This window comes from Iamia sp. SCSIO 61187 (assembly GCF_019443745.1).
Lineage (GTDB): Bacteria > Actinomycetota > Acidimicrobiia > Acidimicrobiales > Iamiaceae > Iamia.
In genome coordinates, this window is record NZ_CP050948.1 from 4,537,950 (window position 1) to 4,559,812 (window position 21,863).

General features: G+C 71.9%; 22 protein-coding genes and 1 pseudogene. 4 read left to right on the plus strand and 19 right to left on the minus strand.

The annotated features are described in order from the left end of the window. Positions 1 to 5: 5 nt before the first annotated feature. The 18 genes and pseudogenes from nuoK to HC251_RS21995 form a co-directional block, all read right to left on the minus strand. Entirely contained in the window at positions 6 to 323 is a 318-nt protein-coding gene (nuoK, locus tag HC251_RS21910; protein ID WP_219945773.1) for an NADH-quinone oxidoreductase subunit NuoK, read from the minus strand. Beyond that, on the minus strand, positions 323 to 1,009 hold the full coding sequence (locus HC251_RS21915) for an NADH-quinone oxidoreductase subunit J (protein ID WP_219942743.1): 687 nt from the start codon (positions 1,007 to 1,009) through the stop codon (positions 323 to 325). Before HC251_RS21915 ends, nuoK begins: the two co-directional genes overlap by 1 nt. Continuing rightward, on the minus strand, positions 1,009 to 1,674 hold the full coding sequence (nuoI, locus tag HC251_RS21920; protein ID WP_219942744.1) for an NADH-quinone oxidoreductase subunit NuoI: 666 nt from the start codon (positions 1,672 to 1,674) through the stop codon (positions 1,009 to 1,011). The genes HC251_RS21915 and nuoI overlap by 1 nt, the downstream gene beginning before the upstream one ends. Further along, a complete protein-coding gene (gene nuoH, locus HC251_RS21925) occupies positions 1,674 to 2,894 on the minus strand; it encodes an NADH-quinone oxidoreductase subunit NuoH (RefSeq protein ID WP_255566520.1) in 1,221 nt (406 codons plus the stop codon). The genes nuoI and nuoH overlap by 1 nt, the downstream gene beginning before the upstream one ends. Next, positions 2,891 to 5,644, minus strand: coding sequence for an NADH-quinone oxidoreductase subunit NuoG (gene nuoG / locus HC251_RS21930; RefSeq protein WP_219942746.1), 2,754 nt, complete (start codon positions 5,642 to 5,644; stop codon positions 2,891 to 2,893). Before nuoG ends, nuoH begins: the two co-directional genes overlap by 4 nt. Further along, positions 5,641 to 7,011, minus strand: a complete 1,371-nt coding sequence (gene nuoF / locus HC251_RS21935) for an NADH-quinone oxidoreductase subunit NuoF (protein WP_219942748.1) — start codon at positions 7,009 to 7,011, stop codon at positions 5,641 to 5,643. Before nuoF ends, nuoG begins: the two co-directional genes overlap by 4 nt. Further along, the gene (nuoE, locus tag HC251_RS21940; RefSeq protein ID WP_219942750.1) at positions 7,011 to 7,643 is read right to left on the minus strand and encodes an NAD(P)H-dependent oxidoreductase subunit E; all 633 of its coding nucleotides are present in this window, start codon (positions 7,641 to 7,643) and stop codon (positions 7,011 to 7,013) included. Before nuoE ends, nuoF begins: the two co-directional genes overlap by 1 nt. Before the next feature lie 178 nt (positions 7,644 to 7,821). Then, positions 7,822 to 9,051: an NADH-quinone oxidoreductase subunit D gene (locus HC251_RS21945; RefSeq protein WP_370651318.1), complete on the minus strand. Its 1,230-nt coding sequence runs from the start codon at positions 9,049 to 9,051 to the stop codon at positions 7,822 to 7,824. A 117-nt stretch (positions 9,052 to 9,168) separates the two neighbouring features. After that, positions 9,169 to 9,708, minus strand: coding sequence for an NADH-quinone oxidoreductase subunit C (locus HC251_RS21950; RefSeq protein ID WP_304608295.1), 540 nt, complete (start codon positions 9,706 to 9,708; stop codon positions 9,169 to 9,171). A gap of 62 nt (positions 9,709 to 9,770) precedes the next feature. Then, positions 9,771 to 10,283: pseudogene (locus HC251_RS21955) on the minus strand (NADH-quinone oxidoreductase subunit B); the annotation flags it as partial. Beyond that, the gene (locus HC251_RS21960; protein WP_219942754.1) at positions 10,283 to 10,765 is read right to left on the minus strand and encodes an NADH-quinone oxidoreductase subunit A; all 483 of its coding nucleotides are present in this window, start codon (positions 10,763 to 10,765) and stop codon (positions 10,283 to 10,285) included. The pseudogene HC251_RS21955 and the gene HC251_RS21960, both read right to left, overlap by 1 nt. 5 nt (positions 10,766 to 10,770) lie before the next feature. Further along, positions 10,771 to 11,721 (minus strand): hypothetical protein, encoded by a 951-nt coding sequence (locus HC251_RS21965; protein ID WP_219942756.1) that lies wholly within the window; start codon positions 11,719 to 11,721, stop codon positions 10,771 to 10,773. Further along, the gene (locus HC251_RS21970; protein WP_219942757.1) at positions 11,721 to 12,854 is read right to left on the minus strand and encodes a cytochrome c; all 1,134 of its coding nucleotides are present in this window, start codon (positions 12,852 to 12,854) and stop codon (positions 11,721 to 11,723) included. The genes HC251_RS21965 and HC251_RS21970 overlap by 1 nt, the downstream gene beginning before the upstream one ends. Next, positions 12,854 to 13,723: a ubiquinol-cytochrome c reductase iron-sulfur subunit gene (locus tag HC251_RS21975; protein ID WP_219942758.1), complete on the minus strand. Its 870-nt coding sequence runs from the start codon at positions 13,721 to 13,723 to the stop codon at positions 12,854 to 12,856. The genes HC251_RS21970 and HC251_RS21975 overlap by 1 nt, the downstream gene beginning before the upstream one ends. Positions 13,724 to 13,733: 10 nt before the next feature. After that, on the minus strand, positions 13,734 to 14,531 hold the full coding sequence (locus HC251_RS21980) for a menaquinol-cytochrome c reductase cytochrome b subunit (RefSeq protein ID WP_219942760.1): 798 nt from the start codon (positions 14,529 to 14,531) through the stop codon (positions 13,734 to 13,736). Positions 14,532 to 14,545: 14 nt separating this feature from the next. Beyond that, positions 14,546 to 15,274: a selenite/tellurite reduction operon b-type cytochrome ExtP gene (gene extP, locus HC251_RS21985; RefSeq protein ID WP_370651319.1), complete on the minus strand. Its 729-nt coding sequence runs from the start codon at positions 15,272 to 15,274 to the stop codon at positions 14,546 to 14,548. An 86-nt stretch (positions 15,275 to 15,360) separates the two neighbouring features. Continuing rightward, positions 15,361 to 15,777 (minus strand): 4Fe-4S binding protein, encoded by a 417-nt coding sequence (locus tag HC251_RS21990; protein ID WP_219942761.1) that lies wholly within the window; start codon positions 15,775 to 15,777, stop codon positions 15,361 to 15,363. Positions 15,778 to 15,780: 3 nt separating this feature from the next. Continuing rightward, positions 15,781 to 16,224, minus strand: a complete 444-nt coding sequence (locus HC251_RS21995; protein WP_219942762.1) for a hypothetical protein — start codon at positions 16,222 to 16,224, stop codon at positions 15,781 to 15,783. A 300-nt stretch (positions 16,225 to 16,524) separates the two neighbouring features. On the opposite strand from HC251_RS21995, the gene HC251_RS22000 reads away from it, so the two are divergent. From HC251_RS22000 to HC251_RS22015, 4 genes are all read left to right on the plus strand, one after another. After that, positions 16,525 to 17,331, plus strand: coding sequence for a c-type cytochrome (locus HC251_RS22000; protein WP_219942763.1), 807 nt, complete (start codon positions 16,525 to 16,527; stop codon positions 17,329 to 17,331). Between the two features lie 127 nt (positions 17,332 to 17,458). Further along, positions 17,459 to 18,730 carry a geranylgeranyl reductase family protein gene (locus HC251_RS22005; protein WP_219942764.1) on the plus strand — a complete coding sequence of 424 codons (1,272 nt, stop codon included), beginning with the start codon at positions 17,459 to 17,461 and terminating at the stop codon, positions 18,728 to 18,730. Between the two features lie 398 nt (positions 18,731 to 19,128). Continuing rightward, positions 19,129 to 20,058 (plus strand): DUF559 domain-containing protein, encoded by a 930-nt coding sequence (locus HC251_RS22010; RefSeq protein ID WP_219942765.1) that lies wholly within the window; start codon positions 19,129 to 19,131, stop codon positions 20,056 to 20,058. A gap of 182 nt (positions 20,059 to 20,240) precedes the next feature. Next, positions 20,241 to 20,468, plus strand: a complete 228-nt coding sequence (locus HC251_RS22015) for a hypothetical protein (RefSeq protein ID WP_219942766.1) — start codon at positions 20,241 to 20,243, stop codon at positions 20,466 to 20,468. A gap of 64 nt (positions 20,469 to 20,532) precedes the next feature. Here the strand turns inward: HC251_RS22015 and HC251_RS22020 are convergent, their stop codons facing one another. Continuing rightward, complete coding sequence (locus tag HC251_RS22020) at positions 20,533 to 21,645, minus strand: prolipoprotein diacylglyceryl transferase (protein ID WP_219942767.1); 1,113 nt, start codon at positions 21,643 to 21,645, stop codon at positions 20,533 to 20,535. Positions 21,646 to 21,863 lie beyond the last annotated feature (218 nt).

Here is a 21,863-nt window from a genome sequence, read left to right on the forward strand (position 1 = left end):
TGGCGTCAGCCCCTGAGCAGGGAGGCGTCGTCGGCGGTGGCCAGGGGCCGGCGCCGGAGGATGGAGACGATGATGCCGAGGCCGACCACGACCTCGGCGGCCGCCACGACGAGGACGAAGAAGACGATGACCTGCCCGCCCACGTCGTCGAGGTCGCGGGCGAAGGTCACGAAGGTGAGGTTGACGGCGTTGAGCATGAGCTCCACGCACATGAACATCACCAGCGGGTTGCGGCGGACCATCACCCCGACGGCACCGACGGCGAACAGCAGGGCGGCCAGCGCCAGGTACCAGCCCGGCGAGACGGCGTTGGCGGCGAGCATCACGGCGTCGCCTCCTCGTCGTCGCGCTCCTCGTCGAGGACGGGGTCGCCGGGGAGGCTGGCCACGGGCTCGTCGGCGTCGAGCTGGGCGCCCTTGGTCGTGCGGGCCAGCACGACGGCGCCGACGACGGCGATGACCAGCAGCAGCGAGGTGATCTCGAAGGCGAAGAGCTGCTCGGAGAAGAGCAGCCGGCCGATCTGGGAGATGTCGTCCTCGCCCCGGTCCCAGCGGGCCGAGGCCGCCGGGGCGCCGGTGATGGTGCTGGTGACGACGACCGCGACCAGGCCGAGGGCCAGGAGGGCGCCCAGGACGAGGGCGACGGGGCGCTGGCCGACGAGGGGGTCGGTCTCGAGGTCATCGGACGAGTCGACGCCGAGCAGCATGATGACGAACAGGAACAGCACGACGATGGCGCCGGCGTAGACGATCACCTGGACGGCGGCGAGGAAGTTGGCCTGCTGGGCCACGAAGAGCACCGCGACCCCGAAGAGGGTGGCGACCAGCGACAGGGCGGCGTGCACCGGGTTGCTGCTGATGACGACACCGACCGCCCCGCCGAGGACGATGGCCCCGGCGACGCCGAACACGGTGGGCTCGACGCCGATGGTGACGAGACCGATGGCGACCAGCAGCACGCCGATGACGGCGCCCAGCACGGTGGTCTGGTTGACCCCGGTGCGGCCCATCAGTGGTGGCCCCCGGCGTGATCGTCGCCGTGGCGGTCAGGGGCCGGGATCGTCGGGTCGTCGACCCCCTGGTCGCTGTCGGGGGGCCGCACGCCGAAACCGAGCTCGCCCGACCAGGCGACCTTGCCCTCGTAGCGGGCGTCGCCGGAGGGCGACGTGGCGCGCATCCAGGCCGAGGTCAGGGGGGCGACCACGTCGAGGTCGGTCCAGTCCTCCCACGGCAGCTGCTGGGGCAGACCGTCGTCGTCGACGAGCAGCTCGGCCTTGGTGTAGATGCCGTCGGAGCGGTTGGTGAAGGAGAACTCGAACAGCTTCGACTCGGTGATGGCCTCGGTGGGGCACGCCTCCACGCAGAGGTCGCAGTGGATGCACCGGAGGTAGTTGATCTCGTAGACGAACCCGTAGCGCTCGCCGGGGCTGACCGGGTCGTCGGGCGGGTTGTCGGCGCCGCGCACGTAGATGCACCGGGCCGGGCAGACGCCGGCGCACAGCTCGCACCCGATGCACTTCTCCATCCCGTCCTCGTACCGGTTGAGGACGTGACGACCGTGCATCCTCACGGCCTTGTCGCGCTTGCCGCCCTCATCCTTGACGTACTCGCGGGTGGTGCGCTGCCGCTTGCCCATCTGCTTGAGGGTGACCAGGAAGCCGCCGAGGTAGCCCATCAGATGCCCACCTCTCCTTCGAGCTCGCGGTTGCGGCGCGCGGCCCACTGGGCGGCCGACAGCAGGCCGTAGCCGACGGCCATGACCACGACGCCGACGGCGGCGACGACGAACGGGTTCCAGCCCTCGTCGTCGCCGACCCGGAAGGCGGTGACGAGGAGGAACCAGCCGAGGGCGAGCGGGATGAGGACCTTCCAGCCCAGCATCATTAGCTGGTCGTACCGGACCCGGGGCAGCGTGGCCCGGAACCACACGAACATGAACAGGAAGCCGAAGAGCTTCACCATGAACCAGATCGTCCCCCAGAGCCAGCCCGGGCCGATCGGGACGGGGCCGTTGGGGCCGCCGAGGAAGAGGGTCACGATGATCGCCGACATGGTGACCGTGTTCATGAACTCGGCCAGGAAGAAGAGGGCGAAGCGGAACGCCGAGTACTCGGTGTTGAACCCGCCGACGAGCTCCTGCTCGGCCTCGACCAGGTCGAACGGCGGGCGGTTGAGCTCGGCCGTGGCCGCGATGAGGAAGATGATGAACGGCACCACGCCGGTCACGACGATGTTCCAGTCGATGAACGGGATCCAGCTGCTCGACTGGGCGTCGACGATGCCGTTGGTGCTGAGGGTGCCCGACACCAGGACGACGGTGACGACCGACAGCCCCAGGGCGGCCTCGTAGGACACCATCTGGGCCGAGGCCCGCACCGAGCCGAGCAGCGGGTACTTCGAGCCCGACGACCAGCCGGCGAGCATGATCCCGTAGACCGCGATGCTCGACATGGCCAGGATGAACAGCACCCCGACGGGCGGGTCGGCGAGCTGCATCAGCGTCTGGTGGCCGAAGACGGTGATCTCGCCCCGCTTGCCGTCGGTGAAGTCCCCACCGATCGGGATCACGGCGAAGACGAGGAAGGCGGGGATCGCGGTCAGGTACGGCGCCAGGATGAAGATCCGGCGGTCGGCCCGGTCGGGCAGCGAGTCCTCCTTCATGAAGAACTTGAGCCCGTCGGCGACGGTCTGGAACAGCCCGAAGGGTCCGGCCCGGTTGGGACCGATCCGGTTCTGGAGGTCCGAGATGGCCTTGCGCTCGAACCAGACCATGAACAGCACGGAGACGAGGAGCAGGACGAGGGCCAGCACGGCCTTCACGACGACGACGAGGATGTCGCCGGCGGTGAGGTCGTCGACCAGCAGCGGGTCGAAGGCGAGGATCGAGCTGATCACGACGTCGTCTCCACCCGGACCTCGGTGACGGGCTGGCCCACGTCGACCAGATCGCCGGCCCCGCCCGAGCGGCGGAGGGCGACGGCGGCGACGCCCCGCGGGACGCCGGGGTCGGCCACCACGGTGAGGCTGACCGCGGCCCGGGGGGAGGTGGCCCGGACCCGGCTGCCGGCCTCGACTCCGAGGCGCTCGAGCACCGTGGGGTGCACCCGCAGCGGGGCGTCGCCGGCGAGGCCGGCGATGGCCGGGGCCGCCTGGGTCAGGGTGCCGTCGTCGTAGAGGGTGCGGCTGACGACGAGGCGCAGGGCGTAGGAGTCGACCGGCGGGACCGGCGTCGGCTCGGGGGCCACGAAGCGGACCGAGGGCGAGGACGTACCCTCGTCCTGCTCGTCGTCGGGGCCCTCGACCACGTCGACGGTGGCGGCGTCGCCGCCGCCCTCGTGGTCGGACTCGGTGAGCTCGGCGTCGTCCGCCTCGGCCCCCTCGGGGCCGGTGGAGCCGGTGTCGCCGTGGGCCGCGCCCTCGCCGCTCGGCTCGGGGGCGTCGTCCTGGTCGACCTCGGGCTGGGCCGCGCCCCCCTCGGGACCGAGGTCGGTGCCGCCCAGGGCGACGCCCTCGTCGTCGACGACGGTGGTCTGCAGCGGGGCCGCCTCCATCGGGGCGACGACCCCGTCACCCGTGGCGGCCAGCACCTCGGCGGTGATGCCGGCGTGGCTGGGCGCCACCGACTCGATCTCGGCCCAGATGTCGGCCACCGACTCGAGGCCCAGGTCGGCACCGAGGCGCATCGCCACCTCGGCGGCGAGCATCCACGCCGGGCGGGCGGTTCCGGGAGGCGTGACGGCCTGGCCGAGGACGCTGATGCGGCCCTCGACGTTGGTGTGGGTGCCGGTGACCTCGTTGGGCCCGGCGGCGGCGAGCACGACGTCGGCCCGGCTCGACGACTCGGTGAGGAACAGGTCGACGGCGATGATGGTGCGGGCCCCGGCCAGGGCGGCGGCGGCCAGCTCGCGGTCGGGGAAGTCCGCCAGCGGGTCGGCGCCCAGCAGGACGAGCACGTCGACCTTGCCCTCGGCGGCGGCGGTGAGGATGCCGGTGGCGTCGAGCCCGGGGGCCTTCGGGACCCGCGGCCACACCACGCCGAGGCGGTCGGCGCCGGACTCCAGGGTGGTGCGGCCCGGGAGGAGGCCGGGCGCCAGGCCCATGTCGAGGGCGCCGTTGACGTTGGCCCGGCGCAGCAGCGGGAGGACCTTGGCCTCGGGGCGGGTGCGGGCCAGCACGGCGGCGGCATCGACGGTGTAGCCGGCGGACTCGGCCACCGAGCCGCGCCCCAGGGCCACGGTGATCTCGCCGTCGAGGAGCTCGCGGGCGGCGGCGAGGGCGGTGGCGTCGGTGCCGTCGGGCGCCTCGCCCCCGTCGAGCAGGGCGGCGACGAGGGCGGGGAGGTCGCCGGGGGCGGGGTGGAACGCGGCCGTGGCCAGACCGTCGAGGGCCGTGGCGGTCGGGGTCACGGCGACGAGCCGCACGCCGTCCTCGAGCACGGCGTGGCGGAGCCGCAGGTAGAGGACGGCCAGCTCCTCGCGGGGGTCGGCGCCGATCCAGAGGATCGTGCCGCCCGGGGCGCACAGCCCGTCGATGGTGGCGCGGGGCAGGCCGAGGACGACCTCGGCGGGGAGCCCGTCGCCCATCTGGGCGTCGACGTGGTCGGTGCCGATCACGCCCTTGGCCAGCTTGGCCCACGCGTAGGCGTCCTCGTTGGTGAGGCGGGCCCCGCCGAGCACGGCGACGGCGCCGGCGCCCCCGGCCCTCTTGGCGTCCTTGATGGCGTCGGCGGCGAAGCGGACGGCGTCGGACCAGGTCGTCTCGACCAGGTCGTCGCCGGCGCGCACGAGCGGGGCGCCCAGGCGCTCGTCGGACTCGATGGCCTCGAAGCCGAAGCGCCCCTTGTCGCACAGCCAGCCCCAGTTGACGGGGTCGACGTCGACGCCGTTCTGGCGGAGCACCCGGTTGCGGGAGGTGTCGACCGAGGTGCGACAGCCCATGGCGCAGCCCTGGCAGGTCGACTCCACCTGGACCAGGTCCCACGGGCGGGCCTTGAACCGGTACGAGCTCGACGTCAGGGCGCCGACCGGGCAGATCTGCACCGTGTTGCCGCTGTAGTACGACGCGAAGGGGTGGTCGGGGAAGGTGTTGACCTGGGTCTGGTTGCCGCGGTCGATGAAGTGGATGAGCGGCTCGCCCGCCACCTCGTCGGCGAACCGGGTGCACCGGTCGCAGAGGATGCAGCGCTCGCGGTCGAGCAGCACCAGGTCGCTGACCGGGATGGGCTTCTCGAAGTGCCGCTTCTCCTCGACCATCCGGGACTCGCCGGGGCCGTGGCTCATGGCCTGGTCCTGGAGCGGGCACTCGCCGCCCTTGTCGCAGACCGGGCAGTCGAGGGGGTGGTTGATGAGGAGGAACTCGAGGACGCCGGTCTGGGCCTTGATGGTGACGGGCGTGCCGGTCTCGACGGTCATGCCGTCGGAGCACTCGATCATGCACGAGGGCTGGAGGGCGGGGCCCCGGCCGGTGTCGATCTCGACCAGGCACTGCCGGCACATGCCGACCGGCTTCATGCGCGGGTGGTAGCAGAACCGGGGGATGTAGACGCCGGCCCGCTCGGCGGCGTCGATGACCAGCTCGCCCTTGTCGGCCGCCACCTCGTGGCCGTCGACCGTGACGGTGACGGTCTCGGTGCGCGTGTCGGTCATGCGGGGACCTCCGCCGGGTCGCCCGTCGGCCTGGGCCCGTAGGCGCCACCGGCCATGGGGACGGTGACGGGGATCTCCCCGCCACCGAGGCAGGCCTCGAACTCGTCGCGGAAGCGGCTGACGGCCGAGGCGATGGGCGACACCGCCGACGGGCCGAGCGGGCAGATGGTGGTCTGCTTCGGCGGCCAGGCGATGCCGGGGCTGATGTTGTCGCAGACGTCGAGCAGGAGGTCGAGGTCGCTGCGGCGGCCGTGGCCGTCGAGGATGCGCTCGAGGATCTTCTCCAACCAGCTGGTGCCCTCGCGGCATGGGGTGCACTTGCCGCACGACTCCCGGGCGAAGAAGCGCACGACGCGCAGGGCCGCCTTGACCACGTCGGTGGTGTCGTCCATGACGACCACGGCGCCGGAGCCGAGCATCGAGCCGGCCTTGTCGACGGCGCCCTTCTCGAGGGGGAGGTCGAGGTGCTCGTCGTAGAACCACGGGGCCGAGGCGCCGCCGGGGATGAACGCCTTGAGGGCGTTCCCGTCGCGGATGCCGCCGCCGTACACGGGGGCGTAGATCAGGTCCCGGAAGGTGGTGACGCCGAACTCGACCTCGTACACGCCCGGGTTCCGGACGTGGCCCGACACCGCGAACATGCGCGTGCCCCGGCTGGCCTCGGCGCCCAGGTCGGCGAAGGCGGCGCCGCCCTCGCGCAGGATCCACGGCAGGTTGGCCAGGGTCTCGACGTTGTTGACCACCGTCGGCTGGAGGTACAGGCCCTTGGCGGCCGGGAAGAACGGCGGCTTGAGGCGGGGCATGCCCCGGTTGCCCTCGAGCGACTCGATGAGGGCGGTCTCCTCGCCGACGATGTAGGCGCCGGCGCCCCAGTGCAGGACGATGTCGACCGAGAAGTCGGTGCCGAGGATGCCCTTGCCGACGAAGCCCTTGGCGTAGGCCTCGTTGAGCGCCTCGGCGATGCGCTCCTGGGCCAGGGCCATCTCGCCCCGCACGTAGAGGAACGCCTGGGCGCAGCCGATGGCGTAGCAGGCGATGAGCACGCCCTCGATCAGCTGGTGCGGGTCGCGCTCCATGAGGAGGCGGTCCTTGTAGGTGCCGGGCTCGGACTCGTCGCCGTTGACGACGAGGTAGCGCGGCCAGACGCCGGGAGGGCAGAAGCCCCACTTCACGCCGGCCGGGAACCCGGCGCCGCCCCGCCCGAGGAGGCTGGCCGTCTTGACCTCCTCGGCCACCTCGTCGGGCCGCTTGGCCAGGGCCGCCCGGAGCCCCTCGTACCCGCCGGTGGCGAGGGCGCGGTCGATGGTGTGGGAGTCGTCGTGCTCGAAGCGCGCCGTGATGATCTTGGGAGCGTCGGTGACCGCCATCAGCCCTTCGCCCCTTCCTTGGCGGGGGCGGGGCGGGAGGTGATCCAGACCGGCTCCTCGGCGCCCTCGACGAAGCCGGGGCCGGCGGCCTTGTCCGACGGGATGTGCTGGCGGACGCGGGCGACGGTGCCATGGGGCGGCACCTCGTCGTCGAGCCGGCCGGCGCGCAGGTCCTCGACCATCTGGTCGAACTGCTCGTGGGTGATGCGGTGCCGGTAGCGGTAGTTCACCTGGAGGCACGGGGCCTCGGTGCAGGCAGCGATGCACTCGACGTCCTCGACGGTGAACATCCCGTCGGGCGTGGTCGAGCCGGACCGGATGCCGAGGCTCTCCTCGGCGTGGTGCAGGAGCTCCTCCCCGCCCATGAGCTGGCAGGAGATGTTCGTGCACACGTTGATGACGTAGCGGCCGACCGGCTCGCGCTTGAACATCTCGTAGAACGAGCAGGTCCCCAGGACCTCGGCCGGGGTCACCCCGACCAGCTCGGCCAGGTGCTCCATGGCGTCCTCGGCGACGTGGCCGTCCTGCTCCTGGGCCAGGTGCAGCAGCGGGATCAGCGCCGACTTCGGGCGCGGGTAGCGCCCGATGATCTCCCGCGCCAGCGCCACGTTGGAGGGGTTCAGCCGCGCCACGGCGCCACCCTGCCAGCAACGGTGCACGACCGCGAAAACGCCCGGTCCGGCGTGCGCACCGGGGTCAGATGCCTTCCGACCCTCCGAGGACGGGTGGAGCACCGGACGGGACGGTCGGATGGTGCCCGACCCCCCGACCAGGCAACCTGCGACGTGCACCGGAGGCCTGGCGTCGCCCTCACCGATCCACCTCGCCCATGATGGGGTCGACGCTCGAGATGACGGCCACGCCGTCGGCGATGAGGCCGTTGTGCATCATGTGGGGCAGCGTCTGGATGTTGACGAACGACGGGCCCCGCACGTGCATGCGGTACGGCGTGGCCGTCCCGTCCGAGACGATGTAGACGCCGAGCTCGCCGCGCGGGCTCTCGACGGCCTCGTAGGCCTCGCCCACCGGGACCCGGAAGCCCTCGGTGAAGATCTTGAAGTGGTGGATGAGGGCCTCCATCGACTCGTCGATGCGGGCCCGGGGCGGGGGCGTGACCTTCTTGTCCTGCACCCGGTAGTCGCCGTCGGGGATCTGGTGGAGGATCTGCTCGATGATGCGGAGCGACTCGCGGGTCTCGGCCAGGCGGATGGCGTAGCGGTCGAAGCAGTCGCCGTAGGAGCCCACCACGACGTCGAAGTCGACCTGGTCGTAGGCGAGGTACGGCATGGCCCGGCGGAGGTCCCAGGCGTAGCCGGTCGAGCGGAGGATCGGGCCGGTGGCGCCGAGGGCGATGGCCTCCTCGGTGGTGATGATGCCGACGCCCTGGAGGCGGTCGCGGTAGATCGGCTGGTCGGTGAGGAGGACCTCGTACTCGTCGAGGCGGCCGGGGATGGTGTCGATGAGGGCCTGCACGGCCTCCCGCCAACCGGAGGGGAGGTCGGCGGCCACGCCGCCGGGGCGGATGAAGTTGTGGTTCATCCGGAGGCCGGTGATCATCTCGAGGACCCGCAGGGTCTCCTCGCGCTCGCGCCAGCCGTAGATCATCATCGACACGGCGCCCAGGTCCATGCCGTTGGTGCCGAGGAACAGCAGGTGCGAGCTGACGCGGTTGAGCTCGCACAGCAGCATGCGGATCCAGGTCGCCCGCTCGGGGACCTCGACGCCGAGCAGCTTCTCGGTGGTGAGGGAGAACGCCAGCTCGTTGAACAGGGGCGAGGCGTAGTCCATGCGTGTGACGTTGGTGGGCCCCTGGAGGTAGGTGAGCTGCTCGCCCGTCTTCTCCATCCCCGTGTGCAGGTAGCCGATCACCGGCTTGGTGCGCAGCACCGTCTCGCCGTCGAGCTCGAGCATGAGGCGCAGCACGCCGTGCGTCGACGGGTGCTGGGGACCCATGTTCAAGATGGTGGTGGTGGCCTCGTCGGCGTCCTCGTCCGGGTCGACCTCGCCGGCGGCGGCGACCTCGGCCTCGGACATCCGCATGACCGAACCCAGCTCGCGCAGCACCTCGACCCCGCCCGCGACGTCGCGGGGGGCCATCTCCTGGGCGCCCTCGTCGGTGAGGGCCGGAGGGTGTTCGGTCGCCGTCATGGGGGCCTCCTACCTCGGTCCCGGGTCGCCCTTGAACTGCACGGGGATCCGCCCCACCGCGTAGTCCTTGCGGAGCGGGTGCCCCTCCCAGTCCTCGGGCATGAGGATGCGGGTCAGGTCGGGGTGGCCCTCGAAGCTGATGCCGAACATGTCGAAGACCTCGCGCTCGAGGGCCTCGGTGCCGGGGTGCACCTCGAAGAGGGTGGGGACCGTGGGATCGTCCTCGGGCACCTGGACCTTGATGCGCAACCGGGCCGGGTCCCGGTGGTTGATGAGCAGGACCACGACCTCGAACCGCTCGGGCTCGACGCCCTCGGGCAGGGTTCGGGGGCTGGCGTTGGCCAGGTGGTCCACGGCGGTGACGTCGAGGCACATCAGCCAGCCCTCGTCGCGCAGGGCGCGGACGAGGTCGACGAGGTCGCCGCGGGGCACGTGGACGGTGGTCTCGCCCAGGGCCTCGGTGACCGGGTGGCCGTGGACCTCGGGCGCGGGCTCGACGACGCTGGCCTCAGCGCCGTCCTCGGGGGTGTCGGCTTCCGTCTCGGGCACGGCTACGGCTTCCCGAGCAGGACCGGCGCCGACTGGCCGTCGCGCTGGTCGACGGTGAGCCCGGCCCCGCCGCCGGTCTCGGCCCGACGACGCAGGATCTCGCCGCTGCCGATCTTCTCGTGGAGGGTGTTGATGGCGTGGATGAGGGTCTCGGGTCCCGGCGGGCACCCCGGAGCGTAGACGTCGACGGGCACGACCTGGTCGACGCCCTGCACGATGGCGTAGTTGTTGAACATCCCGCCCGAGCTGGCGCACACGCCCATCGACAGGACCCACTTGGGCTCCATCATCTGGTCGTAGACGTGACGCAGGACCGGCGCCATCTTCTGCGACACCCGGCCGGCGACGATCATGAGGTCCGCCTGGCGGGGGGAGGCCCGGAAGACCTCCATGCCGAAGCGGGCGATGTCGTAGTGCGAGCCGCCGGTGCCCATCATCTCGATGGCGCAGCAGGCCAGCCCGAACGTCGCCGGCATCAGCGACGAGCGCCGGGCCCAGCGGACGAGGTCCTCGACCCGGCCGGTCAGGATGTTGTGGTCGAGCCCCTCGAGGCCCTCGTCGACGTCCCAGCCCATCAGGCGGCCTCCGTCCCGTGTGGCGTCGGCCGGCCTTCGAGGCCGACCTTGCGGATCGTGGTCGCGGTGGTGCGCGCCGCGGAGACGATCGGGTCGCCGGCGTCGGCGGACCGACGCTCCCGTCGCATCGGGCCCCAGTCGAGGCCGCGGTTGCCGATGAGGTACACGAAGGTGGCGAACACGATGACCGAGAAGGCCACCAGCTCGACCAGCCCGAAGGCCCCGAGCTCCTGGTGGATCACGGCGTAGGGGTAGAGGAACACGATCTCGATGTCGAAGACGATGAAGATCATGGCCACGAAGTAGAAGCGCACCGGGAACCGGGCGGGCGGCTCGCGCGACGGGACGATGCCGGACTCGTACGGCGCCGCCTTGGCGGCGGTGGGCCGGCGGGGGGCCATGAGGCCGGATGCCACCCGGCTGATGACCGCGAAGAGGAGGGCCAGGACGAAGAGGACGACGATGGGGAGGTACTGGCCCATCGTCATCAGCCTCCGGCGGCGGCCCGGGCCTGGGCCACGAGCTTGTCGCGGCGGTGGAGCGAGTTGCAGCAGATCGCGAACACGATCAGCGAGGCGAAGAAGACGAAGATCGCCGGCTGCCGGCGCGAGCCGAGGTCGCGGACCATGACGACGGACACGACGGGCTGCTCCTCGTCGGCCTCGGGCGTGGGCGGTGGCTGGCCCGGGACGGTCTCGCGGGGGATGACCTCCTGGACCCGCACCACGACGCGGTGGGTCGGGTGGCCGAAGGGCCAGGTGACCACGCGCTCGACCTTGAAGGCGGCGCGCCCGAAGGCCGAGTCGTCCGCGAGGGGCTCCTTGCCGCCCTTCGTCCAGGCGTCGAGGACCACGAAGTCGGTGGACGCCTCGAACAGGGCCCGCTCCTCGGTGAGGTAGGCCGACGCCGCGGCCACCGCCTCACCGGTCTGCTTGTCGGCCGCGCCGAGCAGCTCCCACCCGTCGTCGGTCTCGACGACGTCCTCGATGGCGGGGTCGTCGCGCAGCGCCGGGTCGACGCTCAGCAGGTCGCCCAGCTGGGGCTGGCGGCGGCCGGGCTCGTCGGGGAACTGGGTCGAGAGGGCCTCGTCGGCGTCGATGATGGCGCGCAGCTCGTCGGCGTCGGGGAGCTCGTCGCGCGGGGGGACCGTCCGGGCGTCGGCCGTGTTGGCCTGGCCGAGGTCGCCGTAGTTGACCTCCTCGACACTCCAGGTCGCCAGGCGGCCCTGGTAGCCGATCCCGTACATGGCCCACACCAGGCCCATGATCGCCATCCAGCCGGCCAGGCCGGTGAGGGTGAGGAGGAAGCCGAGGCGCCAGCCGCTGTTGGTCGACAGGATCAGCCAGATCGACCCACCGAGGATGAGGGCGCCGAGGACGACGGTGAGGAAGCCGCGGAACCCGGGATCCCAGGTGAGGGCGGCGAGCATCAGCTCCACTACAGACCCCTGACGTAGCGGACGATCTTCTCGACGTCGTCCTTCGAGTACATGCCACCGTCGAGATCGGGGTCGGAGGCCTCGGAGGCCTCCACGCCGACCTCGCCGGTCTCGGGCGAGCTCTGGGGCTCGGCCGGCACCTGGCAGAAGCCGGGCATGCGGCCCGTCCCCTGCGAGTTGCGGCCGTAGTTCACGCCCCGCTCGGACCCGGCGCAGACGAAGTCGACCTGCTGGATGAAGCCGGCGACGGCGCCCGGGAAGCGCACCTGGCTGACCCCGCCCCGGAGGGCCGGGCCCAGGGCGCCGTTCCCGTCGGCCCCCTTCTCCCCGTAGGACCATCCGGTGGTGTGGCAGCGACCGCAGGCGTAGGCCCCGCCGGCGAAGCCGGTGTAGTAGCCGAGGTTGAACATGGCCTCGCCCTCGGAGGCGTAGGGCACGCCGGCGAGCTCGGCGGCCGCCATCTCGTCGGCGACGGCCTGGTCGACCTGGGCCTGGGACTCCTCGGGCGAGATCTGGATCGACTCGAGGTAGTCCATCAGGTTCTGGAGCTGCTGCTCGTTGAGCGGGCCACCGCCCTCGACGCCCCAGGCGGGCATCGGCGAGTAGGTGCGGCCGTAGGTGAGGATGTAGCGCACCTCCTCGCGGGAGAAGCGGAGGAACACCGTGTTGAGCGCCGGGCCCTGCCAGTCGACCTGCTTGACGAACTGGCCGTTGGCGTCGGTGATGGTGAACGGCGTGGTGCCGCCCTCGGCGGTCATGCCGCCGTGGCAGAAGGCGCAGTTGAAGCCGCCGTTCTCGGTGGTGTCGAACATGGCCGCCCCCCGGGCCACGAAGGCGCGGTTGAAGTCCTCGCGGGCCCCCTCCTGCCGGGCCGGCTCGTTGAGCCAGTACAGCGGCAGGGTGATGGCCACCACGAAGAGCCCGATCAGGCCGAAGGTGAGGGTCCGGTCGAGCTTCTTCCCCTCGAGCTCCTCGTCGGAGTAGTACGGCTTCCGGTTCGGCGCCAGCTCGATCTCCGAGCCGACCTCGGCCCGGCCCTGGCGGACGTTGATCCACGCGTAGCTGAGGACGATGACCAGGGCCGCGAAGAGGGCGATGCCCCCGATGGCGGACTGGGTGCTGGCGAACAGCATCAGTGGGCTGCCCCTCCGGAGATGCAGTGCGGACCCTCGGCCTCCTGGCCGGTGGTGTTCACGCCGATGGGCGGCCCCTGGATGATGAGGCCGGTGTCGACGGTGAAGGAGTCACCCGACACCGTCATGGCGAAGCGGTCGAGGCCACGCGGCGCGGGCCCGGCCTTCTTCTCGCCGACGCGGTTGTACTGCGAGCCGTGGCAGCCGCACTCGAACCACTGGGAGGTGGCGCACTCGGGGACGCGGCAGCCGAGGTGCGGGCACTTCTGGTAGAGGGCGATGAGGCCCGCCTCCATGCCGGCCAGCTCGGAGGGCGAGTACACCTTGCGGGCGTTGTCGAGCGACGCCGAGGGGTACTCGGTGATCCACATCCGGCCCTCGGGGTAGTAGAGGAAGCCGTTGTTCTGGTCGATCTGGGCCTTGATCTCGGCCACCTTGCCGACGGAGATCTTGGAGCCGAAGCCGGTGCTGCCCTGGGGCCAGAGGAAGGCCAGGGCGGCGGGGGCGAAGCCGCCGATGCCGAGCCCGAAGCCGGCGATGATCCCCCGGTTCATGAACTGGCGACGGGTGACGCCCATGGCGTCCTCGTCGGGCGGGGTCCACGCCACCGGCGTCGAGGGCACGGCGCTCTCGACGTCGGTGCTCTCCTGGCGGGCGGCGGCGGTGGCCAGCTCGACCTCCTTGCCGGTGGTGGGCGCGGCCTCGGCGGCGGGTGCCGTGGCCTTGCGGGCCTTGACGTCGCGCTCGCGCGTCTCCCGGGCCAGGTGGCCGACGGCGCGCTGGGTGTCGCGGTTGCGCTGGACGGTGAAGAGGGCGGCGGCCGCGCCGAGGACGAGGACGACGACGGCGAGGATCACGAGTGCGGACATGGGGGACCTCCTACAGCTCGAAGAAGAGCCCGGCGTCCCAGGGGAACACGAAGTTCTGCCCCGGGCCCCGGAAGAACGAGCCGATCATGACCAGGACCGTCCAGAACATCATGAAGAGCGTGAAGAGCGAGATCGCGAACTTCCGGTCCTCGGGCTTGTTGGACGGGTTCCGGTCGGTATAGGGAGCCAGGATCAGGGCGAAGATGCCCATGCCTGGGATGGTGACGCCCGCGACCATGGGGTGGAACATGGTCAGCAGCTCCTGGAGACCCAGGAAGTACCAGGGCGCCTTCGAGGGGTTCGGCGTCTGGTTGGGGTTGGCCAGGGTCAGCAGGGGGGCGTTCACGAAGATCGAGAAGATCAGGGTGAACGCGGTGCACAGCAGGGCGGCGACGAACTCGACCGCCAGCAGGTGGGGCCAGGTGTGGACCTTGTCCTGGGGGAGGGCCTTGACGTCCTGGATCGACCCGGACTTCACGACCGTCAGCAGGCGCTGGGTGTGGCCGCCGGGACCGGCGGCGACGGGAGGCGCAGCGGTGGCCACGCCCCCACCGGCGGGGGCCGCGGTGGCGACGGCGGTGCCGCCGCCGGAGGCCGGGGCGTCGCCGCCACCGGCGCTCTTGCTGCGGGCGGCCTTGGCCCGCTCGAGCAGGTGGGCGGGGATGCGGCTGTCGCCGGCGCTCTCGCCGGCGGAGCCGGTGTCGGCGCCGCCGGTGCTCGCCGCCGGGGCGTCGGCGGGCTTGGAGGCGGCCGCCTTCTGGCGGGCCTCCTCTGCGCGCTTGCGGAGGTGTTCGGGGATCTCGGTCACGTCGCCTCCGTCTCCTACAGCGGCCCGCTGATGCCGCCGTCCTTGCGCACCCGCCAGAAGTGGATCGCCATGAAGATGACGATCACGAACGGGAGCATCAAGACGTGCAGCACGTACCAGCGCAACAAGGTGTCGGTCCCGATCTCGGCCCCGCCCAGCAGGGCGAAGCGGACCTGGTTCCCGAACACCGGGGTGTAGCCCATCATGTTCGTGCCCACGGCCACCGCCCACAGCGCCAGCTGGTCCCACGGGAGCAGGTAGCCGGTGAAGCTGAGCAGCAGGGTGAGCGTCAAGAGGATCACGCCGATGACCCAGTTGAACTCGCGGGGCGGCTTGTAGGCCCCGTGGTAGAAGACGCGGGCCATGTGGAGGAACACCGACAGCACCATGAGGTGGGCGGCCCACCGGTGCATGTTCCGGACCAGCAGGCCGAAGGCGACGTTGGTCTGCAGGGCGTAGACGTCGTTCCAGGCCTGCGCCGCGGTCGGACGGTAGAAGAACATCAGGAAGATGCCGGTGACCGTGAGCAGGATGAAGAGGAAGAAGCTCAGCCCGCCGAGGCACAGGGTGTACGACACCTTGACGGCGTGGCGCTTCACCTTCACCGGGTGCAGGTGGTACAGCACCGAGTTCATGATCACGTACGACCGGTTGCGAGGGCTGTCGGTGTAGCCCTTCCGGAAGATGGAGCCGGGGCGGAAGATGGAGTTCCAGGTCTGGGAGGCCTGGACCTTGTCGGTCATGTCCGCCATCACCCGGGCGCCGCGCCCCTTGCTCTGCATGGCCTTGGCCATCGTCTACCGACCCTTCTCAGTCGTCGTGGGAGCGCTCACGAGAGCCGCATCCCGTAGCCGTACCCGTAGGAGTTCGTGCGCTGGTGCGGGTCACCCTCGGCGGCGGGGTCGCCGATCTTGCCGAGGATGATGACGCCCGTCGGGCACCGGTCGACGCAGAGGGCGCACCGGGTGCACACGTCGTCGTCGATGGTGAAGATCACGTGGTCGCTGGGGTCGATGCCCGGGCGTTCGGTGCCCTCGGCCTCAGCGATGGCGTCGGGGCGCACCATGAAGATGCACTTCCACGGGCAGATGTCGACGCAGCCCTCGCACATGATGCACTCGGACTGGTCGATGTGGATGAACTGCTTGGGCTTGACCGCCTTGGCCAGGTACCCGGCGTCGACCTCGCGCAGGACGTAGTCGGCCCGGAACTCGGGCATGGGGGGGTTGGCGTCGGTGCGGGCCACGGGTCAGGCCCTCCTCGCCAGCGGGCGTCCGTAGGCGGTGGTCTTCTCCTCCAGCGCCTTGCGCCGGCGCTCGACCTTGTCGCCGCGTCCCTGCCACACGGCCCAGAGGGCGACGTGGAGGGCGAGGAACACCCCGTAGATGACGACGGCGATGAGGTGGGAGAGGGTCTGGTACGAGATGTTCATGGGCACCTCGCGCAGCGCCCCGGTGCCGCTGGGGCCGGCCAGGTACTTGTCCGGGCGCCAGCCCAGCTCGTTCTCGGACCAGGTCAGCCACTGGTGCGGCACCACGCCGTAGACCCAGAAGAGGCCGAAGAAGGCGTAGGTGGCGGCGACCATGGCCTCACCCCACGAGAGGGGGGTGCCCACGGGCCGACGCTTGGCGAACCAGAAGATGCTGGCGAGAAGCAGGATCGAGATCAGGCAGGACCCGACGAACGCGACCACGCGGTACGCACCTCCTGGTTAGTGAAGTCGCTCACAAATGGGATCCGCCGACGCTGCACGCAGGGCCGGCTGGTGGATCGTGGTCTAGCACGGGCCACCTTCGACGGGCACATCAGAGGCGACCCCCGGCGCCCACCGCCGCGAGGCCGCCGGGACCGCCGGCGCAGCACCCGCCTCGCTTGGAGACGGTCCCGAGGACCGACCTAGAGTGCGGCCCACCGCCGGGCCCCACGGCCCGACGATCTCCCCGCTCCGGGGCCGCTCGGGCCCCGTCCTCGTCCGCCTGCGGAGGCACGTCCGTTGACCGAGATCCCGGAACACCTGCTCAAGCGCTCCAAGGAGCGGCGGGCGGCCCTCGGGCTCCCCGGCGGTGAGGGCGGCTCCGGCGACGCGACCCCCAGCGGCGAGGGCGACGCCCCCAAGGCCGAGGTCGCCAAGAGCGAGGCCCCCGCGGCCGCCCCGGCCAAGGTCGAGGAGAAGCCGCCGCCGCCCCCGAAGCCCAAGCCGGCCTACATCCAGGCCGCCGAGAGGCGGAAGCGGATCCCGTACTGGGCCATGCCCGTCATCGCCCTCCTCCCGGTCTGGGCCTTCGTCTACGCCCAGGGCGTCCAGACCCCGCCGGAGACCGACACCGTCCTCGCCACCGGCGAGGAGGTGTACCCCGGCAGCTGCGGCGGCTGCCACGGCCCCACCGGCGGCGGCGGCACCGGCGCCCAGCTGAGCGACGGCGAGGTGCTGGCCACCTTCCCCGACCCGGTCGCCATGATGGAATGGATCCACCTCGGCGCAGCCGAGTGGGTCGGCGGCGCCTCGGGGCCCTACGGCGACCCGGACCGCGAGGGCGGTCCCCACGACGCCAGCACCCTGCCCGGCGCCATGCCCGGCTTCCCCGACCTCACCCCCGAGGAGCTGGCCGGCGTGACCCGGTACATCCGCGAGGAGCTCGCCGGTGAGGCCCCGGCCAGCCCCGAGGTCCAGGAGCTCTACGAGGAGTGGGCGGCCCTGGCCATCGAGAACGCCGAGGCGGGCGAGGTCGTGTACCGCGAGGTCCCCGGCGACGACGCCGAGGTCCAGGAGCGGGTCGAGGCCGTCGGCGCGGGCGGCTGACGCCCGGGTTCCGACCCGTCGTCGGCCGACGTGCGTCGGGTCCCGCAGCGGGATCTCCCCCGGAGCGGGCCGTGACTTCCGGCCCCGCCTGGCGGGATCGCCCGCCGGGACCGCAGACTGACCGACGATGACCACCGCCACCCCCCCGCCCGAGCGCTGCGACGTCCTCGTCGTCGGGGGTGGGCCGGCCGGGTCCGCCACCGCCCACTGGCTGGCCAAGGCCGGCCGCGACGTCGTCGTGGTCGAGAAGAAGACCTTCCCCCGCGAGAAGACCTGCGGCGACGGGCTGACGCCCCGAGCGGTCCACCAGCTCGAGGACATGGGCCTCGGCCCCGCCCTGGAGGGCTACCACCGCTACGACGGGCTCCGGGCCGTCGCCCACGGCGTGACCCTCGAGCTGAAGTGGCCCGAGCACCCCGTCTACCCGTCGCACGGCTACGTGGTCCGCCGGCGGGACCTCGACGAGATGGTCGCCGAGAGGGCCGTCGCCCTGGGCGCCACCCTCCACACCGGCACCGAGGCGGTCCGCCCCCTCCAGCGCGACGGCCTCGTCGTCGGCGCCGTGGTGAAGGACAAGGGCGCCGGCGTCGAGCGCGAGATCCACGCCCGCTACGTCGTGGTCGCCGACGGCGCCAACTCCCGCTTCGGGCGGGCGCTGGGCACGGCCCGCAACCGGACCTACCCCATGGGCATCGCCATCCGGACCTACTACGAGAGCCCGCTCCACGACGAGCCGTGGATCGAGTCGGCCCTCGACGTCCGTGACCGCCAGGGCCGCTCGCTCCCGGGCTACGGCTGGATCTTCCCGGTCGGCGACGGGACGATCAACGTCGGCATCGGCCTGCTGTCGACCTTCAAGGGCTACCGCGAGGTGAACACCAGCCACCTGATGGAGGAGTTCGCCAACACCCTGCCTGACTACTGGGGGATCGACCCCGACTCCCCCACCTGCGCCCCGACCGGCGGCCGCATCCCCATGGCCCAGTCGATCAACCCCAAGATCGGCCCGACCTGGGTCGCCGTCGGCGACGCCGCCGGCTCGGTCAACCCCTTCAACGGCGAGGGCATCGACTACGCCTACGAGACGGGCCGGCTCGTCGCCGAGCTGCTCGACGAGGCCATCGGGACCGGTGACGGGATGGCCCTCCAGCGGTACCCGGCCCTGATCGCCGAGGAGTACGGCCTGTACTTCCGGGTCGCCCGGCTGTTCAGCGTGGTGATCGGCAACCCCGCCGTCATGCGGGAGCTGACCCGGGTCGGGATGCAGTCGCGCAGCCTCATGGACTGGGTCCTGCGGATCATGGCCAACCTCCTCCGCGAGGACGAGCTGGGCCCGGCCGAGGCCGCCTACAAGGCCGTCGCCGCCATCGTCCGCACCATCCCCGAGCCCTCGGCCTAGGCCGGCCACCGTTCCTGGTACGGAACCCGAGCCTCCGGGCCACGATCCGCACCAAGAACCGGCCCACCCCGGCGCCCCACCCGTTCTTGGTACCGATCACGCGCCTCCGGGCCACGATCCGCACCAAGAACCGGTCGCCCCTCGCCCGCCACCGTTCTTGGTACGGAACCCGCGCCCCCGGGCCACGATCCGCACCACGAACCGCCCCACCCCGGCGCCCCCTCCCTTCTTGGTACCGATCACGCGCCTCCGGGCCACGATCCGTACCAAGAACCGGTCGCCCTTCGCCCGCCACCGTTCTCGGTACGGAACCCGCGCTCCCGGGCCACGATCCGCACCACGAACAGGGGCGGGCGCGGCGCCGGCTGATTGTCACACCCCCTCGGCATGATCGGGACATGAGCCCGACCATCCAACGGGCCATCGCCGAGCGGGCCAGAGAACAGCTCGGCCTCATCACCCGTCCGCAGCTCGTCGAGCTGGGGCTGTCCGCCTCCTCGATCCGGCACCTCGCCTCGGGCCTCCTCGAGCCGTGCGGCCGCCACACGTTCCGGGTGCGCGGCCATCCACCGACCCCCTCGTCCGAGGCCATGGGCGTGTGCCTCGACTACGACGGGGTGGCGACGACCCGGACGGCGGCCCGGCTCCACATCCTCGGATCCGACCTCTACGGCGATGCGATCGAGGTCCTGGTGACCCGACGGACCAACCGGGAGCCCCGTCCGGGGGTGATCGTGCGCAGCACCACCAACCTGTCGGCCGACGACGTCGTGCGGGTCGGTGGGGTCCCGTGCCTGAACGTGGCCCGGACGTTCCTGTCGCTGGCGGCGCTGGTGCCCGAGGTGCCGGCTGACGCCATCCGCACCGGCATCGGCGACGCCTGCCGGGAGGGCAAGGTCAGCGACGCCTGGCTGTGGTGGACGCTCGAGCGGCTGCGGTGCCGTGGCCGCGCCGGTGTGATCGCCCTGGAGGAGATCCTTCGCCGTCGGGAGGAGCTGGGCCCGACCGAGAGCTGGCTCGAGCACACCTTCCTCGAGCTGCTCGACGCCGCCGGCCTGCCGTTGCCGGTGGTGCAACGCCGCATCGCCCGGGACGGCAGCTTCGCCGGGCGGGTCGATTGCTTCTTCCCCGATGTCGGCCTGGTGGTCGAGCTCGAGGGGCACCGCCACCACAGCACGCCCGAGCAGCGCGCCCGGGACGAGGCCCGGCGCCGACGTCTGATCCTCACGGGCGTGCGGGTCATGGTGGTCACCTACGACGAGCTCGTCGGTGACCCCGACCAGGTCTTGGCCGACGTGGCCGCCGCCCTGACGATCCTTGCGGCCTGATGGGGGGCCGACCGATGCCCCACCGCTCGACGCCCGCGCCGACGGTTCCTGGTCCCGATCACGCACCCCGGGGGACCGTGAGCGGGCCCGGGGAGGGGACACCCACCCAGGTCATGGAAGTGACACCGGACTGCAACCGGTCCGGCCCGGGACCGCAACGTCAGGGGCGTACAACCGTCGACATGCTCACGTTCCGACGCCAGCACGACGACCCCCGCCCGGCGTGGACCGAGGCCCCGGCGTGCGCCGAGTACCGGACCACCGGGCTCGAGCTGCGGCTGATCGACCTGGTCGAGCTGCGGGAGCGCTCGGAGCGGGCCGGCTTCGACGACATCGCCGTCCTCGACGCCGAGATCGCCGAGGTGCGGGAGGAGCTGGTGGCCCTGGGCGTCGATCCCCTGGCGGCCTGACCGCCTCCCCCGGGCCGCCGCTTCGGAGCGACGGTGGGCCGGGGCGAGGGGCGGGCGGTCCCGATCAGGGGGAGCGGGGCGTGTCGACGTCGGGCTCGGGGTCCTCGGGGGAGGTCCCGGGACCGACGTCCGCGTCCCCGCTCGGGGCGGCGTCCCCGGCGTCCGACGCATCGCCGTCGGCCGCGTCGGGGGCGTCGTCCACGGCCACGGTGCCGGGCTCGGGGGCGCTCGTGGTGTGGGCGGGGCGGGCGCTGCTCGCCCGGCGCTTGGTGGTGGCGACGGTGGTGCCGTCGCCCGCGGTGCGGGTCGTGGTCTCGACGACGGGTGTGCCGCCGACCTCGCCGTCGGCGATGGCCCGGGCCAGGGCGGGCCGCACCTTGACCAGCAGGTAGATCCCGATGGGGACCATGGCCAGGCACATCCACTGGGCCCCGGTCATCCCGGCGACCCGCTCGTCGTTCACGCGCATGGCGTCGTAGGTGAAGCGCTGGACGGCGTAGGTGAGCAGGAAGATGCCCCCGACGGTGCTGGGGGTGGGCTTCTTGGCCAGGATCCACCACAGGATGCCGAAGAGGACGAACAAGGTGATGCACTCGTACAGCGACGGGTTGAGGAAGCTGGTGCCCTCCTCGATGAAGGGGGCCGAGTCCGACAGGCCCAACCGGGGCTCCCGCAGCTCGCCGCCGTCGTAGCGGGTGGCGAGGAGGAAGTCGGACTCCCGCCCGAAGTGCTCGCCGACGGCCAGGCAGCCGAGCCGGCCGAAGGCGGCCCCGAGGAGGACGGCCACGGCGAAGCCGTCGAGGAGCTGCCAGCGCTGGAGCCGGCTCCAGCCCAGGAACGTGGGCAGCCCGACGGCGATGGCGGCGATGAACCCACCGGAGAACTGGAGCCCGCCCTCCCAGACGGCGATGACGTCGATGGGGTCCTGGATCTGGTCCCAGTGCGTGGCGACCCAGGTGGCCCGGGCGCCGACGACGCCGGCCAGGACCATGCGGGTGCCCAGGCGGTAGGTGTCGTCGCGGGTCATGCCGTACTTCTCGCCGTGGGCGGCGGCGAACCAGATGCCGAGCACCACCCCGATGGCGGTCATCAGCCCGAAGGTCCGGAGCGTCAGCGGCCCCAGCTCGATCGTCGGGTGCGTCGTGTAGGGGATGACCGCGACCAGCGAGCTCAGCACCGCGCCATGATCGTGCCTCGACCAGAGAACCGCCAGCCAGCCAGCCCCGCCATCACGGTCGCGCACCGCCAGCGAGGCAGACGACGCCAGACGACGCTCACCCGCGGACCGACCAGATCTCCCGCCGGAGATCGGCCGCCCGGCTCAGCCGCTGGGGGGGCGCGGGGGGTCTCCCCCCGCAGAGGAGCGGTGTGCCCGAGGGACGAGGGCTCCCGCTC